This window comes from Mixta theicola (assembly GCF_002895925.1).
Taxonomy (GTDB): Bacteria; Pseudomonadota; Gammaproteobacteria; order Enterobacterales; family Enterobacteriaceae; genus Mixta; species Mixta theicola.
Genome location: NZ_NWUO01000001.1, coordinates 377,851 through 394,552 on the forward strand (window position 1 = coordinate 377,851; position 16,702 = coordinate 394,552).

19 protein-coding genes are annotated in these 16,702 nt (G+C 55.1%); 8 read left to right on the plus strand and 11 right to left on the minus strand.

From position 1 onward, the window contains the following. Positions 1-13: 13 nt before the first annotated feature. From artJ to COO59_RS01780, 4 genes are all read left to right on the plus strand, one after another. Positions 14-745, plus strand: a complete 732-nt coding sequence (gene artJ, locus COO59_RS01765; RefSeq protein ID WP_103058109.1) for an arginine ABC transporter substrate-binding protein — start codon at positions 14-16, stop codon at positions 743-745. A 4-nt stretch (positions 746-749) separates the two neighbouring features. Next, on the plus strand, positions 750-1,466 hold the full coding sequence (artQ, locus tag COO59_RS01770) for an arginine ABC transporter permease ArtQ (RefSeq protein ID WP_103058110.1): 717 nt from the start codon (positions 750-752) through the stop codon (positions 1,464-1,466). Next, entirely contained in the window at positions 1,466-2,134 is a 669-nt protein-coding gene (gene artM / locus COO59_RS01775; protein ID WP_103058111.1) for an arginine ABC transporter permease ArtM, read from the plus strand. Before artQ ends, artM begins: the two co-directional genes overlap by 1 nt. Before the next feature lie 150 nt (positions 2,135-2,284). Beyond that, positions 2,285-3,016, plus strand: a complete 732-nt coding sequence (locus COO59_RS01780) for an arginine ABC transporter substrate-binding protein (protein ID WP_103058112.1) — start codon at positions 2,285-2,287, stop codon at positions 3,014-3,016. A 79-nt stretch (positions 3,017-3,095) separates the two neighbouring features. On the opposite strand, the gene rlmC is transcribed toward COO59_RS01780, so the two are convergent. The 10 genes from rlmC to COO59_RS01830 all read right to left on the minus strand — a co-directional run bounded on the left by rlmC (position 3,096) and on the right by COO59_RS01830 (position 12,128). Next, complete coding sequence (rlmC, locus tag COO59_RS01785; protein ID WP_103058113.1) at positions 3,096-4,226, minus strand: 23S rRNA (uracil(747)-C(5))-methyltransferase RlmC; 1,131 nt, start codon at positions 4,224-4,226, stop codon at positions 3,096-3,098. A gap of 59 nt (positions 4,227-4,285) precedes the next feature. Further along, entirely contained in the window at positions 4,286-4,762 is a 477-nt protein-coding gene (locus COO59_RS01790) for a YbjO family protein (protein ID WP_103058114.1), read from the minus strand. Between the two features lie 122 nt (positions 4,763-4,884). Next, positions 4,885-5,730, minus strand: a complete 846-nt coding sequence (potI, locus tag COO59_RS01795; protein WP_103058115.1) for a putrescine ABC transporter permease PotI — start codon at positions 5,728-5,730, stop codon at positions 4,885-4,887. Beyond that, complete coding sequence (gene potH / locus COO59_RS01800; RefSeq protein ID WP_103058116.1) at positions 5,727-6,671, minus strand: putrescine ABC transporter permease PotH; 945 nt, start codon at positions 6,669-6,671, stop codon at positions 5,727-5,729. Before potH ends, potI begins: the two co-directional genes overlap by 4 nt. A gap of 10 nt (positions 6,672-6,681) precedes the next feature. Further along, a complete protein-coding gene (potG, locus tag COO59_RS01805; RefSeq protein WP_103058265.1) occupies positions 6,682-7,815 on the minus strand; it encodes a putrescine ABC transporter ATP-binding subunit PotG in 1,134 nt (377 codons plus the stop codon). A 121-nt stretch (positions 7,816-7,936) separates the two neighbouring features. Continuing rightward, positions 7,937-9,049, minus strand: a complete 1,113-nt coding sequence (gene potF, locus COO59_RS01810) for a spermidine/putrescine ABC transporter substrate-binding protein PotF (protein WP_103058117.1) — start codon at positions 9,047-9,049, stop codon at positions 7,937-7,939. A 584-nt stretch (positions 9,050-9,633) separates the two neighbouring features. Beyond that, positions 9,634-10,119 (minus strand): YbjN domain-containing protein, encoded by a 486-nt coding sequence (locus COO59_RS01815; protein ID WP_103058118.1) that lies wholly within the window; start codon positions 10,117-10,119, stop codon positions 9,634-9,636. Positions 10,120-10,208: 89 nt separating this feature from the next. Continuing rightward, positions 10,209-11,111, minus strand: a complete 903-nt coding sequence (gene rimK, locus COO59_RS01820; RefSeq protein ID WP_103058119.1) for a 30S ribosomal protein S6--L-glutamate ligase — start codon at positions 11,109-11,111, stop codon at positions 10,209-10,211. A 20-nt stretch (positions 11,112-11,131) separates the two neighbouring features. Beyond that, positions 11,132-11,854 (minus strand): oxygen-insensitive NADPH nitroreductase, encoded by a 723-nt coding sequence (gene nfsA / locus COO59_RS01825; protein ID WP_103058120.1) that lies wholly within the window; start codon positions 11,852-11,854, stop codon positions 11,132-11,134. Then, positions 11,838-12,128 carry a YbjC family protein gene (locus COO59_RS01830; RefSeq protein ID WP_103058121.1) on the minus strand — a complete coding sequence of 97 codons (291 nt, stop codon included), beginning with the start codon at positions 12,126-12,128 and terminating at the stop codon, positions 11,838-11,840. Before COO59_RS01830 ends, nfsA begins: the two co-directional genes overlap by 17 nt. 204 nt (positions 12,129-12,332) lie before the next feature. Between COO59_RS01830 and COO59_RS01835 the strand changes: the two genes are divergently transcribed. After that, complete coding sequence (locus tag COO59_RS01835; RefSeq protein WP_103058122.1) at positions 12,333-12,596, plus strand: GrxA family glutaredoxin; 264 nt, start codon at positions 12,333-12,335, stop codon at positions 12,594-12,596. 56 nt (positions 12,597-12,652) lie between these two features. Here COO59_RS01835 and ybjM read toward each other — a convergent pair whose 3' ends face one another. Further along, the gene (ybjM, locus tag COO59_RS01840) at positions 12,653-13,027 is read right to left on the minus strand and encodes an inner membrane protein YbjM (protein ID WP_103058123.1); all 375 of its coding nucleotides are present in this window, start codon (positions 13,025-13,027) and stop codon (positions 12,653-12,655) included. A 289-nt stretch (positions 13,028-13,316) separates the two neighbouring features. Here ybjM and COO59_RS01845 point away from each other — a divergent pair, with 289 nt between their 5' ends. The 3 genes from COO59_RS01845 (at position 13,317) to ybjG (ending at position 16,542) form a co-directional block, all read left to right on the plus strand. Further along, positions 13,317-15,005 (plus strand): aspartate:alanine antiporter, encoded by a 1,689-nt coding sequence (locus COO59_RS01845; RefSeq protein ID WP_103058124.1) that lies wholly within the window; start codon positions 13,317-13,319, stop codon positions 15,003-15,005. Positions 15,006-15,205: 200 nt separating this feature from the next. After that, on the plus strand, positions 15,206-15,943 hold the full coding sequence (locus COO59_RS01850; RefSeq protein WP_103058125.1) for a phosphatase PAP2 family protein: 738 nt from the start codon (positions 15,206-15,208) through the stop codon (positions 15,941-15,943). A 2-nt stretch (positions 15,944-15,945) separates the two neighbouring features. Beyond that, the gene (gene ybjG, locus COO59_RS01855; protein WP_103058266.1) at positions 15,946-16,542 is read left to right on the plus strand and encodes an undecaprenyl-diphosphate phosphatase; all 597 of its coding nucleotides are present in this window, start codon (positions 15,946-15,948) and stop codon (positions 16,540-16,542) included. Positions 16,543-16,702: the final 160 nt, after the last annotated feature.

Here is a 16,702-nt window from a genome sequence, read left to right on the forward strand (position 1 = left end):
TAAGGCCATAAAGATGAAAAAAATTGTTCTTGCTGCTCTGTTAGCCGGTATCAGCCTGAGCGCTTCCGCTGCCGACACCATTCGCTTTGCCACGGAAGCCTCCTACCCTCCGTTTGAATTTGTCGATGCCAATAATAAAATTATGGGCTTTGACGTTGATCTGGCTAACGCGCTGTGCAAAGAGATGAACGCCACCTGTACCTTTACCAATCAGGCGTTTGATAGTCTGATCCCCAGCCTGAAATTTCGCCGTTTCGATGCGGTAATGGCCGGGATGGATATTACGCCTGAGCGTGAAAAACAGGTGCTGTTCAGCAAGCCTTACTATGAAAACTCGGCGCTGTTTATTACCCAGAAAGGCAAAGTGGCGGATATCGCCGCGCTGAACGGCAAGCGCGTTGGCGTTCAGAACGGCACCACGCACCAGAAATACCTGACGGATAAGCACAGCGAGATCACCACCGTGCCTTACGACAGCTATCAGAATGCGATTCTCGATCTGAAGAATGGTCGTATTGATGCGGTATTTGGCGATACGGCGGTGGTCAACGAATGGCTGAAGCAGAACCAGAACCTGGCGGCGGTTGGCGAGAAAGTCACCGATAAAGCCTATTTCGGCACCGGTCTGGGCATTGCGGTACGTCAGGGCAACAGCGCGCTGCAGGAGAAATTCAACGCCGCGCTGGATAAAGTCAAAGCTGACGGCACTTACAAGACCATCTACAGCAAATGGTTCCAGCAGTAATTAAATGAACGAATTCTTTCCTCTTGCAAGCGCCGCCGGGATGACCGTCGGCCTTGCCGTCTGTGCGCTGCTGGTGGGTCTGACCCTGGCGATGCTGTTTGCCGGTTGGGAATCGGTGCGCTGGCGTCCGATCGCCTGGGCTGGCACGGCGCTGGTAACGCTGATCCGTGGCCTGCCGGAAATTCTGGTGGTGCTGTTTATCTATTTCGGCGCTTCCCAGCTGCTGCTTACGCTCTCTGACGGCTTTGTGATTAACCTGGGCCTGGTTACGCTGCCGGTACAGATGCAGATCGAGAATTTTGACGTCAGCCCTTTCCTGTGCGGCGTGATTGCGCTGTCGTTCCTCTACTCCGCTTACGCCTCGCAAACGCTACGCGGCGCGCTGAAGGCGGTGCCGGTCGGCCAGTGGGAATCAGGCCAGGCGCTGGGCATGAAAAAATCAGCGATCTTCTTCCGTCTGATTATGCCGCAGATGTGGCGTCACGCCCTGCCTGGACTGGGCAACCAGTGGCTGGTGCTGCTCAAAGATACCGCGCTGGTCTCGCTGATTAGCGTAAACGATCTGATGCTGCAAACCCGCAGTATCGCCACCCGCACGCAGGAGCCGTTTACCTGGTATCTGCTGGCGGCGGCCATCTATCTGATTATCACGTTGCTGAGCCAGATGGTGTTGAAACGTATCGAATTGCGCACCACGCGTTTTGAACGAGGGAACAGCTAATGCTGGCCTATCTTCCTGAACTGTTGAAAGGGTTACAGACCAGCCTGACGCTAACGCTCGCTTCGCTGGTGGCGGCACTGATCCTTTCCCTGCTGTTTACTATGGTGCTGGCGCTGAAAACGCCGGTGGTCAGTCAGCTGGTGAAAGGCTATATCACGCTGTTTACCGGCACGCCGCTGCTGGTGCAAATCTTTTTGATTTATTACGGTCCGGGGCAGTTTCCCGCCCTGCAGAAAATTGACTGGCTGTGGCATCTGCTTTCCGAGCCCTGGCTGTGCGCCCTGCTGGCCCTGTCGTTAAACAGCGCCGCCTATACCACTCAGCTGTTTTACGGCGCGGTACGCGCCATCCCTGCCGGTCAGTGGCAATCCTGCGCGGCGCTCGGCATGACGCGCCGTGATACCTTGCGTATTCTGCTGCCCTACGCCTTTAAGCGCGCCCTCTCCTCCTATTCCAATGAGGTGGTGCTGGTGTTTAAAAGCACCTCGCTGGCTTACACCATTACGCTAATGGAAGTGATGGGCCACGGCCAACTGCTATATGGCCGTACCTATGACGTTATGGTCTTTGCCGCCGCCGGTCTGATTTACCTGTGCGTCAACGGCCTGCTCACGCTGCTGATGCGCCTGATTGAGCATCGCGCGCTGGCCTTTGAGCGCCGCAACTAGCGGCCAACAACAGCGATAGCGCATTAAAAAGGTGGGGAAACCCACCTTTTTTCATTATTTATCCACTTATGTTGCATAACAATGCATTCGATGGCATCTTGTTTCTCGCCGCTGGGCAAAAAATCATAATGAGAAACAGGAGCATTCCCGATGAAAAAATGGTTACTGGCCGCCGCGCTGGCAGGCGTAGCGCTTAACGCTGGCGCAGCGGAAAAAATTCGTTTCGCCTCTTCAGCCACCTATCCGCCGTTTGAATCCCTGAATAGCGAAAACAAAATCGTCGGCTTCGATATGGATTTGGCGCAGGCGCTCTGCCAGCAAATGAAAGCGGAGTGTACCTTTACCAATAATCCTTTCGATAGCCTGATCCCGGCCCTGAAGTTTCGCCGCTATGATGCGGTGATTTCCGGCATGGATATTACGCCAGAGCGCAGCAAGCAGGTTGCCTTTACCCAGCCCTACTACGCCAACTCGGCGGTGGTGATCGCGGAAAAAGGGAAATATGCGGATCTCGCGGCGCTGAAAGGAAAACGCATCGGTATGGAAAACGGCACCACGCATCAGCGTTATCTCCAGGATAAGCATCCTGAAATAAAAACCGTGGCTTACGACAGCTATCAGAATGCGATACTCGATCTGAAAAATGGTCGTCTCGATGGCGTCTTTGGCGATACGGCGGTGGTCAATGAGTGGCTGAAGGCCAACCCGCAGCTGGGAACCGTGGGCAAAGCCGTAACCGATCCGCAATATTTCGGCACCGGTCTGGGTATCGCGGTGCGCCCGGATAACCAGGCGCTGCTGACCAAACTGAACGCGGCGCTGGCGGCGGTTAAAGCGGACGGCACGCTGCAAAAAATTAACGACAAGTGGTTTGCCCACTAAGCGTAAAATAGGCGGATCGGAGAGCGTCTTTGCCGTGGGTTCTGCATGCTCCGGGAGGGGAAATGACTTCTCCGATCTGCTACTGGCGTCGCTGTAACAGCGTCAGCACTTCGTAATGCGCGGTATGCGGGAACATATCAAACAGCTGCACCCGACGAATATGGTAATGCTCAAGTCGCGCAATATCCTGCGCCATACTTTCGGCGTTACAGCTGGAATAGAGCAGCCATGACGGCGCCATGCGGCTCAGGTAATCACACAGCTCAGCGCCAATTCCACGGCGCGGCGGATTAACCAACACCAGCTCCGGCACCTCTCCTTCTTCAGTGGCAAAGCGCGTTGAATCCAGCGCCGCAAACCGCACGTTTTCCAGCCCAATCTGCTGTGCCGAACGCTGCGCGCAGGCGATCGCCTCTGCGCCGATCTCAATGCCGGTCAGCTGCATCTCTGGCGTCGCGCAGTGCAGGCCAAAGCCACCCACGCCGCAAAACAGATCCCACATCGATTTAACCTGCAGCTCGCTGACCCAGCGGCGCGCGGTATCATACAGCCGCGCCGCCACTTCGGGGTTGGTCTGAAAGAAACTGCGCGGCCGAATATAGAGCGGAACATGGTTAAGCTGTTCCGCCAGTAGCTGATTTTCCGTCAGCGCAATCTCTTCTTCCCCTTCAAGGATCGCCATCGGCACCGGCTGGATATTGGCAGAGATCACCGACAGCTGCGGCAGCTGTTGCTGTAGCCACGGCAGCGCGGCGCGCAGCTGCTCAAGTTTAGCGGTGGAGCGCAGCACAAAGCGCAGCATCAGCTTGCCGTCCAGCGAACTTTCGCTGAGCAACAGAAATTTTAACTCACCGCGCCGGCGCGCCACGTTATAAGGCGTCAGGCCGGCGCGGGCGATAAACGGCTTCAGCACGGCAAAAACCGGCGCGAAGCTGGCAGGATAAAGCGGACAGGCGGTTAAATCCACCGGGCTGCCGTCACGATGCATAATACCCAGCACCGGCCGCTCAACGCTGCCGCTGACCACCATTTTGGCTTTATTGCGAAAGGAGAACTGCGACGAATCAACCGGCGGCTGCCAGTCGTCAACGGGGAATTCCTGCAGCAGCGCCTGCAAATGCGTCTGTTTTATCTGCAGCTGTTGAGGATAGGGAGTTGTCAGCCACTGACAGGAACGACAGCGGTCTGCATCGTAAAGTGCGCAATGCATGATTTAGCCTGTGATGAATGGTGATGCCAGATGCGGGGCTGAATTGTAGCACTCGTCGCTCAGCGGCGCTGGAAAAATTGCCGACTGCTGGCAGGAAAAAACAGCAGCAGCAGCACCAGCAGATCGGGCGACTTATGCATAATCAGACGATGAAAGATTTCTCCATTACTGGCGCCGCTAATGCTGAAAATCTCCGGATAGATCCAGCCGACAGAAGCGGCCCACAGATAGAACAGTACGATCGCCTGGGTTAGCGCATACAGCAGGCGGCCACGGCGCGAGCCGCGCATCAGCGTCAGCGCGCAGCGCAGCTCGATAAAGAACAGGAGCTGGCTGGCGATAAAAATGAGCGTGGAATCCCACGCCTGAGCGCTACGGTGAATAAAATCGGCTATGCCGTCATAGCCCAGTTCATTAATCAGCAGCAGCACGCTAATACAGCGGGTGGCAATAATCGCCTGGCCGGCAATCATTACCGGCACCGGCGCCTGCTGAGGACGAACCGCCGTCTTACCGAATCTGAACACTTCTGACATTCACCGAACTCCTCCCGTTGCGACAAGGCGACTAAAACGGCGGCAGACCAGCCCGGAAACAGAACCGGGCCGGGCTAACCGCCTGTGAAGCCTTGTTATTATAGTGGCAAAGGTTTCGGATTTTAGCTACGTTTCGCTTTCTGAATATCCCGCACTCGCTGCTTCTCCTCGTGCGCCATAAAGCGCCAGGCGATAAAGCCCACCAGCCCGACGACAAACAAAATCAGCGACGCCAGCGCGTTAATTTCCGGGTTCACACCGCGACGCACGGTAGCGAAAATCGCCATCGGCAACGTGGTGGCGCCAGGCCCGGTAACAAAGCTGGCGATCACCAGGTCATCCAGCGACAGCGTAAACGCCAGCAGCCAGCCGGTAACCAGCGCTGGCGCGATCATCGGTACGGTAATCACGAAAAAAACCTTCAGCGGCGTCGCGCCGAGATCCATCGCGGCTTCCTCAATGGAACGATCCAGCTCGCGCAGGCGCGAATTAATCACCACCGCAACGTAAGCGGTACAGAAGGTAACGTGCGCCAGCCAGATGGTGAGCATGCCGCGATCGCTGGGCCAGCCGATAGCGTGTCCCATCGCCACAAACAGCAGCAGCAGCGACAGGCCGGTGATCACATCCGGCATGACCAGCGGCGCGGTCAGCATAAAGGCGAAGCCGGTTGATCCTTTGAAGCGGCCAAAGCGCACAATCACCACCGCCGCAATGGTGCCCAGTATCATAGCGGCGGTCGCGCTGAGCGCGGCGATGGTCAGGCTGAGCGTGACCGCGCTAATCATCGCGCTATCCTGAAACAGCACCCTATACCAGTGCAGCGAAAAGCTTTCCCAGACGGTAACCAGCTGCGAGCTGTTAAAGGAATAGGCCACCAGCAACAGCATCGGCGCATAGAGAAAGCTGAAGCAGAGCAGCAGGATGACCAGCCGCCACGGAGAGCGAACCGCGGGCAGATTACTCATGCCTTTTCTCCCAGAGTCTTATTTTGATGCTTATGGAACCAGATAATCGGCAGGATCAGGATCAGCAGGATAATCACCGCCAGCGCCGAAGCCACCGGCCAGTCGCGGTTATTGAAAAACTCCTGCCACAGAATACGGCCAATCATAATGCTGTCCGGCCCGCCCAGCAGCTCAGGGATCACGTACTCCCCCACCGCCGGAATAAACACCAGCATCGAACCGGCAATAATGCCGTTTTTGGTCAGCGGCACAATCACGCTAAAAAAAGTTTTTAGCGGGCGCGCGCCCAGATCGAGCGAAGCTTCCACCAGCGAATAGTCGATGCGCGTCAGCGCGGTATAGATCGGCAGCACCATAAACGGCAGATAGCAGTAAACGATACCGATATAGACTGCCGTATTGGTGTAGAGGATCGCCAGCGGATGATCGATCACTCCCAGCCACAGCAGAAAACGGTTAAGAATACCGTTGCTGTTCAGCAGCCCCATCCAGGCGTAAACGCGCACCAGGAACGAAGTCCACGACGGCAGCAGCACCAGCAGCAGCAAAATATTGCGCACCGATGGTTTACTGTGCGCCACCGCCCAGGCCAGCGGATAACCCACCAGCAGGCAGATAAGCGTGGAAATCGCCGCCACCTTCAGCGACTGCAAATAGGCATCGATATAGAGCGGATCGTCCGTCAGCTGCAGGTAATTCGCCAGATTAAACACCAGCGTCAACTGATCGTCCGCCCAGGAGATCAGCTCGGTATAGGGCGGAATGGCGCGTGCGATTTCAGCAAAGCTGATTTTCAATACGATCAGAAACGGCAGCAGGAAAAACAGCGCCAGCCAAAGATAAGGCAGCGCGATGATCAGTTTGCGCCCGTGAGCGGTTTTTAGCCGGGTCAGCGTACGGCTAAGATTGCCGGAATGCGCAGCGGCAGCGGGTTGTTTCATATCTGCCCTCTTATACGGTCAGCACGACGCAGCTGCTGGCGTCCCAGCTGAGGCGAACTTCATCGCCCCAGGTCGGCGCGCCTTCGCGGAAGCGATGCGCGTTTTGCAGCTGCGCGCTGATCATCTGTCCGCTATGCAACCGCACATGATAAATCGACAGATCGCCCAGATAGGCGATATGCACCACTTCACCGACGGCAAAGTTGCAGCCGTCCGCCGGCACCTGTTCACACAGCATCACCTTCTCCGGACGCAGGGCGATAGAGACCGGGACGTTATCCATAATGGAGATGTCAGACGCTACCTTCAGCGGATGCACCAGCCCAGGGCTGTCGATCACCAGCCCATCCGCGCGGCGTTCGCGCAGCAGACCTTCAAAGACGTTCACCGAGCCGATAAACTCAGCGCTGTAGCGGCTGGTCGGATGTTCATAGATCTCTTCCGGCTCGCCGATTTGCACAAACTTACCGCGGTTCATAATAGCGATACGGCCCGCCATCGTCATCGCCTCTTCCTGATCGTGTGTCACCATCACGCAGGTAGCGCCGACGCGCTCCAGAATATCCACCACTTCCAGCTGCATCCGATCGCGCAGCTTTTTATCCAGCGCGCCCATCGGCTCATCCAGCAGCAGCAGCTTCGGTCGTTTCGCCAGGCTGCGCGCCAGCGCCACACGCTGACGCTGGCCGCCGGAAAGCTGATGCGGCTTACGTTTGGCGAACTCCTGCATATGCACCAGCGCCAGCATCTCCGCCACGCGTTCGGCAATATCGCTCCTGGAGAGCTTATCCTGTTTCAGGCCAAAGGCGATGTTCTGCTCCACCGTCATATGGGGGAACAGCGCATAGGACTGAAACATCATATTAATCGGGCGCTGATAAGGCGGCACGTGGGAGAGATCCTGTCCGTCCAGCAGGATCTGCCCGTGGGTAGGCGCTTCAAATCCCGCCAGCATACGCAGCAGGGTTGATTTACCGCAGCCCGACGCGCCAAGCAGAGCAAAAATTTCGCCTTTATAGATGGTCAGACTGACATCATCGACGGCGTGCTGCCCGTCAAATGACTTGGTCAGGTTACGGATTTCCAGCAGCGGCGTGAGGGCCTTTGCCGCTTTTTGGGGATGACGGGGGATCGCATCGTTCACTAACATCTCTCTCCGGCACTGAGCGGAAACTCGCGGCACGCGGCCGCACAAATGAGACAACAGAGGCCGATACCGCGCCTCTGTTGTCGTTAACCTGCGATGGTGATTCGCGTTAGACGAATTATTTACCGCTTTTCACTTTGGTCCATGCACGGGTACGCACACGATCAAGTTTAGGTTCCTGTACTTTCAGTACAAACAGTTTGGACATGGTTTCCGGTCCAGGGAAAATGCCTGGGTTATTGCGGACTTCTTGGCTAATCAGCGGCAGCGAGGCCTTGTTACCGTTAGCGTAGAACATCTTATCGGAAATGTGCGCAATCACTTTCGGATCCATGATGTAGTTCAGCCATTGATAGGCTGCATCCAGGTTTTTCGCATCTTTTGGAATCGCCATCATATCGAAGAAGGCCAGCGCGCCCTCTTTCGGAATGCTGTAGGCGATATTGACGCCGTTCTTCGCTTCCGCCGCGCGGCTTTTCGCCTGCAGAATATCCCCGGCCCAGCCGATCGCCACGCAGATATTGCCGTTGGCCAGATCGTTAATGTACTGCGAGGAGTGGAAATAACGGATATTGGGCCGCAGTTTTAACAGCAGATCGGTCGCCGCGCCCGAATAATCTTTCGCATCGCTGCTGTTCGGATCTTTGCCGAGGTAGTTCAGCACGGTAGCGAAAATCTCTTCTGGCGCATCGAGGAAAGAGACGCCGCAGCTTTTCAGCTTCTCAAGATTCTCCGGTTTCAGTATCAGATCCCAGCTATCGACCGGCGCGTCTTTGCCCAGCACGGCTTTAACTTTTTCGACGTTGTAGCCGATCCCGGTGGTCGCCCAGAGATAAGGAATAGCGTATTTATTACCCGGATCGTGCTGCTCGACTTTTTTCAGCAGCTCAGGATCGAGGTTTTTATAGTTTGGCAGTTTGCTTTTATCCAGCTCCTGAAACACGCCAGACTGCAGCTGACGCGCCAGAAAGCTGGACGATGGCACCACGACGTCGTAGCCGGTGCTGCCCGCCATCAGTTTGCCTTCCAGCACTTCGTTGGAATCGAAAACGTCGTAAATCACTTTAATGCCGGTCTGCTTTTCAAAGTCCGGTACGGTATCCGGCGAAATATAATCCGACCAGTTATACACGTGCAGGGTTTTCTGTTCCGCCATCGTGCCGGCGGAAACCGCCATCAGCACACCAGCTATCACACCAGACAACCATTTTTTGCCGTGGTTGTTTAACATGTTTTCCTTCCTCCAGAAACGGGGTCAATCTTAACGATGCAGAACAAAAGAAACCGAACGGTTTCCTGCGTGTAAAAAGAAACAGTGAATCATTATTCATCGCAGGCATAACAGAAAAACTGCCAGCTCTGCGGCGTTTACCGCATACTTCATGCAGCTCCGCAAGCATAGCCGCAGCGTGGCAAACAGGCCATACCTTAGAGTAAAAAACGCCTTTTATCGATTATTTATGCATGTTTCATCTATGTGATACGCCAGACAGGGCATAAACGGCGAGAAATATCTGGCATTAAAGGGCAATATGCAGAATAAAAATGTGAATTGCGCCGCTTGCCCGGTAAGAATATCGGGAAGAAGCGCAAAAAAGGAGCTGACGCGCAGCGGAACGAAAACGCACGTTAAGCGATTTCTTCCTGCTCTGATGCCTGCTTCAGGGAACTCAGCTGGCCTTCGGTTTGCGGTGAGAGTTAATGGAAGCGAGACGTGTCCCGGCGGGGTTATAGAGAGAAAGCTGAATAAAAATCATCCACCTGCATAGCAGGTGGCTGTGGCACCGCCCCCGAAAGGGAGCGCGTGAATAAGACTCAGTGCAGAACAGGCAGGCGGCTATCGTGAACGATCGGCTCTTCTTCTTCGGCTTCACCTGTCATCAACAGATTACTGGCGAAGGCTTCCATAATAACCATAGAGATCTGCTCTTCGCTCTGGCGCAGGAAATGCACAAACTGACCATAGGTAACGCCCGCATTGGTCATTAACGACTGGCAGACAATCAGCTTTGGCAGATTATCGTCCTGAATATCGAGAAAGGCTTTTACCGTCAGCGAGGCGGCATTGATTTGTGAAAGATCGCCCACCAGCGAGATCAGTGCCGTCGGCTTAACCTCGGCGAGGGCGGAGAAAAGGATGACGTTATCGACCAGATCGATTTTGGCATCGAAAACGCCATCGAAATTCTGCATGTGCGGCAAATGCAGCGCCTGACAGGCGTCACATTCAAACCAGGTAATGCTTTGCTGATCCAGCCAACGTCGTAATACGTCTAAGTCTGGAACGACGAGTGAATCCATATGCTGCTGCCTTATACCGCGATGAAATAAGCGCAATAGCTTACGGAAAAAGCAAGCTGAAAACCACGTCCGCAGAGCAAAAAGGCGGGTTAACCGCCGGTTTTCAGACTGAAACCGGGGCGAGCATGTTGCTCAATCCAGTCAATCATCATCGCCGCGATATTTAAGCCGGTAGTTTTTTCAATGCCTTCCAGACCCGGCGACGCATTCACCTCCATCACCAGCGGGCCGCGCCGGGCGCGCAAAATATCCACCCCCGCCACGTCCAGCCCAAGCGTGGCGGCCGCCCTGACCGCCATCTCCCGCTCGCGCGGCGTAATCACGACGCGACGGGCGCGGCCGCCACGATGCAAATTAGAGCGGAAATCGCCCTCTTTCGCTTCGCGCTCAATGGCTGCCACCACTTCATTGCCAATCACCAGACAGCGAATATCACGCCCCTGCGCCTCTTTAATAAACTCCTGCACCAGAATATGCGCATTCAGCCCGCGAAAGGCGTCAATTACGCTTTCCGCCGCCTGCCGCGTTTCCGCCAGCACTACGCCGATGCCCTGCGTCCCCTCCACCAGCTTAACGACCAGCGGCGCACCGCCGACCATCTCAATCAGATCGTGGGTATCGTCAGGCGAATGGGCAAAGCCGGTGACCGGCATATCGATGCCCTGACGCGCCAGCAGCTGCAGCGAACGCAGCTTGTCGCGCGCGCGGGTAATCGCCACCGACTCATTCAGCGGATAGCTGCCGCACATTTCAAACTGGCGCAGCACCGCCGTGCCGTAAAACGTCGTTGCCGGGCCGATACGGGGGATTACCGCATCGAAATGCGGCAGCGGTTCTCCACGGTAATGCACCGCCGCCGATGCTGGATTGATATTCATATAACAGGAAAGCGGGTCGATAATATCAACCTGATGGCCGCGCGCCAGCGCGGCCTCATGCAGACGCCTACAGGAGTAAAGCGTTGCGTCACGGGAAAGGATGGCAATTTTCACCCAACGGTCTCCGCACCCAATTATCGTGTTGCCCAGCCCTGCTTGTGCAGGTAATCAAGAATAAAAGGACGATTTTCGCGTACGATAGTACGGCGAATATGATTGCTGAAATTATCGCTGCGTTGATTGCTGTCGCGCTGCTGATAGTAAGCTTCCAGCTGGCGATCGTATTCATCCAGCTGTTGGCGATCCAGCGGCTGGTAGCGATTTTCATGCACCAGCATCGTGGCGGGCATGCGCGGTTTAAGATCGGGTTCCTGCTGCGGCCAGCCCAGGCACATACCAAACAGCGGCAACACGTGTTGCGGCAGGCCCAGCAGCTCGGTCACCTGCTCAATGCTGTTACGGATCCCGCCGATATACACGCCGCCCAGCCCAAGCGACTCGGCGGCCACCATCGCATTCTGGCCCATAATCGCCGTATCGACGCAGCCTAACAGCAGCTGCTCCGCCAGCCCCAGCTGCGCCTGTGGACAAATTTGCAGATTGCGCTGAAAATCCGCGCAGAAAACCCAAAATTCCGCCGCCTGCGCCACATGCTGCTGGCCGCCGCTAAGCGTCACCAGCTGTTCGCGTAGCGCTTTATCGGTAATGCGGATAACAGAAGAGCACTGTAAAAAACTGGAGGTGGAAGCCGACTGCGCGGCGGCGATAATCGCCTCACGCTGTTCATCGCTAATCGGTTGATCGGTAAAGGCACGAATCGAACGATGCGTACGCAACAGCTCAATGGTCGGCGTCATGTGAATCTCCGGAAGTTTTTGATGAAGTATCGCCACGGCGGCGGCCAAAAAGTTCAGGCGCTATCGCCTGCGCCGTGCGCCACATCAGCGCAACGGCGGCGGGCAACATCAGGACGATACCGGTAAAAATAAGCGCCGTCGCTGCCTGCCGACCGGACCAGCCGGCGGGCAGCGGTATCAGCTGCTGTACCACTAAAAACGCCGTTAGCAACAAGAGAATACCGATAGTTTCCAGTATCAGCAGCGGTTTTGGTAACCGGACAAATGATTTCACCGGAGCGTTTCCTTCTGGCCTCCCCGCAGCAGTAACGGGGGTTGTATAGTAAAACGTAGCTGGCACCCTGGCGCATAGCCTGTATAGATTGTACCAACAGGCAAAGCCTTCTTTACAATGGTGAAGGCTGCGGTCCATGATGCGTTTACTGAGCGTAAAAGTGTGACATAATTCACACAAAAATGTGACATAAAGGAGTTAACGATGCTTGCAGTTATTTTTGGCCGCCCAAGCTGCCCCTACTGTGTGCGTGCAAAAGAACTGGCGGAGAAGCTGAGCGCAGAGCGTGACGATTTTACTTTCCGCTACGTTGATATTCAGGCGGAAGGTATTACCAAAGCGGATCTGGAAAAAACCGTGGGCAAGCCGGTAGAAACCGTTCCCCAGATTTTTGTTGATCGGCAACATCTCGGCGGCTTTACCGATTTCAACGCCTGGAGCAAAGCGAACCTGGGCGTCGCGCTGTAAATTACCGGCGTAAAAAAACCGGCGCGCTGCAGAGCGGGCCGGTTTTTTTACGGCTGCTAGCGCGTAATATGCGATGCGGCCAGGGTGCGCCACAGCATCACCAGCAGCGCGCCAAAGCCGCACCAGAAGATGGCGCTGGTCATCCAGGCCAGCTCCTGCAACGGCGCAGAAGAAATCAACCCGCCGCTCATGCCGATCAGCAGGCAGCAAGGAGTTGCGGCTACCGCAGCCAGCAAAGCCTGCGCCAGCGGCGTATAACGGTTAATCAGCGCCGCCACCAGGCCCGGCAGCATAAACAGCAGCAGGCCGGTTTGCTCAGAGGTGTTCCCCGGCGCATCTTCAGCGCCGCCGTAACGAGTCAGGAAAAATGTTGCGCAGTAAAGCGTCATACAAAAAACTACGCCCGGCCAGCGGACGCTATACAACAGCATAATTTTTCCTCGTTTATTTCTGTTAACCAGGATCGTTAAAAAATAACTATTTCCGCCAGGGCTGTTAAGCAATTAACTGATAAAAGTTAATAAATATTTTCTTTTTACTAAGGCTTTCTGCTGGAGCTATACGGAATAAATGAATAAAATGAAGTCCGCTTTATACTTACTCCTGAATAAACCTTTCCAGACTGTAACCTGACCAGCTTACCATAGCGATTACAGGGATAAACGTTAGCCTGGAATTTCAGTTCTTTCAACAAGTTACTGGTAAACAAGAAGTTAATACGTGAATATAAACGTCGCAGATTTGTTAAGCCGGAATGATATATTGTTATTATTCGTTGTACTGGCCTTAGGACTTTGCCTGGGCAAATTACGGCTGGGTTCGGTGCAACTGGGTAATTCTATTGGTGTTTTAGTGGTTTCCCTATTACTGGGCCAGCAGCATTTCTCAATTAATACCGATGCGCTTAGCCTGGGTTTTATGCTTTTTATTTTTTGCGTCGGCGTAGAAGCCGGTCCCAATTTCTTTTCTATCTTTTTCCGCGACGGTAAAAATTACCTGATGCTGGCGCTGGTAATGGTGACCAGCGCTATGCTATTAGCGCTGGCGTTAGGTAAAGCGTTCGGCTGGGATATTGGGCTGACGGCGGGTATGCTGGCAGGTGCGATGACCTCCACCCCGGTACTGGTCGGCGCGGGCGATACGCTGCGACAGTCGATGAACGACAGTCATCTGCTTGGCCAGATGCAGGATCACCTCAGCCTTGGCTATGCCCTGACCTATCTGGTTGGCCTGGTTAGCCTGATTTTTGGCGCGCGCTATCTGCCGCGCCTGCAGCATCAGGATCTGCCGACCTGCGCCCAGCAAATTGCGCGTGAGCGCGGTCTGGATGCCGACAGCCAGCGCAAAGTTTATCTGCCGGTTATTCGCGCCTATCGCGTTGGCCCGGAACTGGTGGCGTGGGCCGACGGAAAAAACCTGCGTGAGCTGGGTATTTACCGTCAGACCGGCTGCTATATCGAACGCATTCGTCGTAACGGTATTCTGGCCAGTCCCGACGGCGACGCGGTGCTGCAGCTGGGCGATGAAATTTCACTGGTGGGTTATCCCGATGCCCATGCGCGCCTCGATCCCAGCTTCCGTAACGGTAAAGAAGTTTTCGATCGCGACCTGCTGGATATGCGCATCGTGACGGAAGAGATCGTGGTCAAGAATAACAATGCGGTAAACCGCCGCCTGAGCCACCTGAAGCTGACCGATCACGGCTGTTTTCTTAACCGCGTTATCCGTAGCCAGATTGAAATGCCGATTGATGAAAGCATTATGCTGAACAAAGGCGACGTGCTGCAGGTAAGCGGCGAAGCCAGGCGCGTTAAAAGCCTGGCGGATCGCATCGGCTTTATCTCTATTCACAGTCAGGTCACCGATCTGCTGGCCTTCTGCGCCTTTTTCATTATCGGCCTGATGATCGGGATGGTGAGCTTTCAGTTCAGCGCCTTCAGTTTTGGTATTGGTAACGCGGCGGGCCTGCTGTTCGCTGGCATTATGCTGGGCTTTTTACGCGCCAACCATCCCACCTTCGGCTATATCCCGCAGGGCGCGTTAACCATGGTAAAAGAGTTCGGCCTGATGGTATTTATGGCGGGCGTTGGCCTGAGCGCGGGCAGCGGCCTGGGCAAAGGGCTGGGCGAAACGGGCTTATTGATGCTGCTGAGCGGCCTGGCGGTCAGCCTGCTGCCGGTAGTGCTCTGTTACCTGTTTGGCGCTTACGTGTTGCGGATGAACCGCGCGCTGCTGTTCGGGGCGATTATGGGCGCGCGAACCTGTGCGCCAGCGATGGAAATTATCAGCGATACGGCGCGCAGCAATATCCCGGCGCTTGGCTATGCCGGCACCTACGCCATCGCCAACGTTCTGCTGACGCTGGCGGGGACGCTTATTGTGATTATCTGGCCGGCGCTGGGCGGTTAAAAAATATTTTAATCAGTCGTCGAACTTCTGTACGGACGGGCAGTCTGAATAAGTGCCACTGCTTTTCTTTGAAATCCCAAATTGTGGAGCCCGTTAATCGATGATTAGCGGGTTTTTTTATGCCTGCTCTCTGCCTCTTAATGTTTTCTTAAGCACCACTCTGCACTATAGCCCGTCTGTAATCAGCCACGGGCACGGTCATGCAACTGTCTTCAAAGTTAAACCAGCACGAAACATTACCGTCAATTAGGATTAACACGCTTTACCCTTTATCCAGGCGCTTTTACGCTATCCATACTGTTTTACTGGCGGTTTTTGGCCTGCTGTTTCTATGGCTCGCTCGTGACGGCAGCCTGGACAACGCGCTAACCGGTTACTGGTTCGATCCGCTGACCCAGCGCTTTCCGTGGAAAGATAATCGTTGGCTGGATCTAATTAATCACCGGCTGCTGAAGGATTTGGTGATCGTCACCGGCGTTACGCTGCTGTTCGCCGGGCTGCTGCGTCGTCAGCCTCGCTGGGTTCTGGTGGCGTTGCTGACGGGTATCGGTCCGCTGGTGGTAGGCGTGCTCAAGGCAACCAGCGCGCACTCGTGCCCGTGGGATCTGGTGGAGTTCGGCGGCAAAGCCTTTGCCTGGCCGCTGCTGGGCAATACGCCGGCGGAGAGCGGTCCTGGCCGCTGCTTTCCCGGCGGCCATGCCTCAAGCGGCTTCAGTTTAATGGCGCTGTTTTTTCTTTACTGGCCGACGCGCCGCCGCCTTGCCTGGCTGTGCTGGAGCGGAGCAATGGTGCTGGGCTTAGTGATGGGTTATGGGCAGATGATGCGCGGCGCGCACTTTCTTTCTCATAATTTATGGGCAGGCTGGTGGGTTTGGCTGTCGCAGCTGTTGACTTACGGGTGCGTAACGCACCTGATGAATAAGACGAGGAAGAAGTAATGATGGAAGAGTTGAACCGGTCGCTGTTTCTCTGGATCAACGCCACGCCGCAGTCAGCGGCCTGGTTACTGGAACTGGCGACCTTTATCGCCAAAGATTTAATCGCCATCGTCCCGCTGCTGATCGTCGCGCTCTGGCTGTGGGGACCGCATAGCGGGATTCGGGTGCTGGTGTTGAAAACCGGCATCGCCCTGCTCTACGCGCTGGCGATTTCCTGGTGCGTGGGCCAGCTGTATCCACACTCGCGTCCTTTCGCCATTGGGCTGGGCCATCAGTTTCTGTCGCATGCGTCGGATAGCTCTTACCCCAGCGACCACGGCACCGCTATTTTTACCTTTGCGCTGGCGTTTATCTTTTGGCATCGGATCTGGTCTGGCATTTTACTGCTGGCGATCGGCACGGCCATTGCCTGGTCACGGATATATCTTGGCGTACACTGGCCGATGGATATGCTGGGCGGCCTGCTGGTAGGCTTACTGGGCTGTCTGTTCTCTCAGGTGGCCTGGCCGTGGTACGGCGAGCCGTTAATGAAACTGCTGCATCAGATTTATCGCCTGCTTTTTTCCCTGCCAATCAGAAAAGGCTGGGTACGTAATTAATTTCCCTTCTCTGACAGGCCTGTTTATCAGGCCTGTTTTTTTATTCCCTTTTATTTATTGCCTGCTGCATCTCCATCCTGCTTTATTGCGCAAACGGCGCGCTTTTTAATTAATGAGGTTGCGCAAGCGGTATAAATAAAAAGCACCTCAGATGCAACTG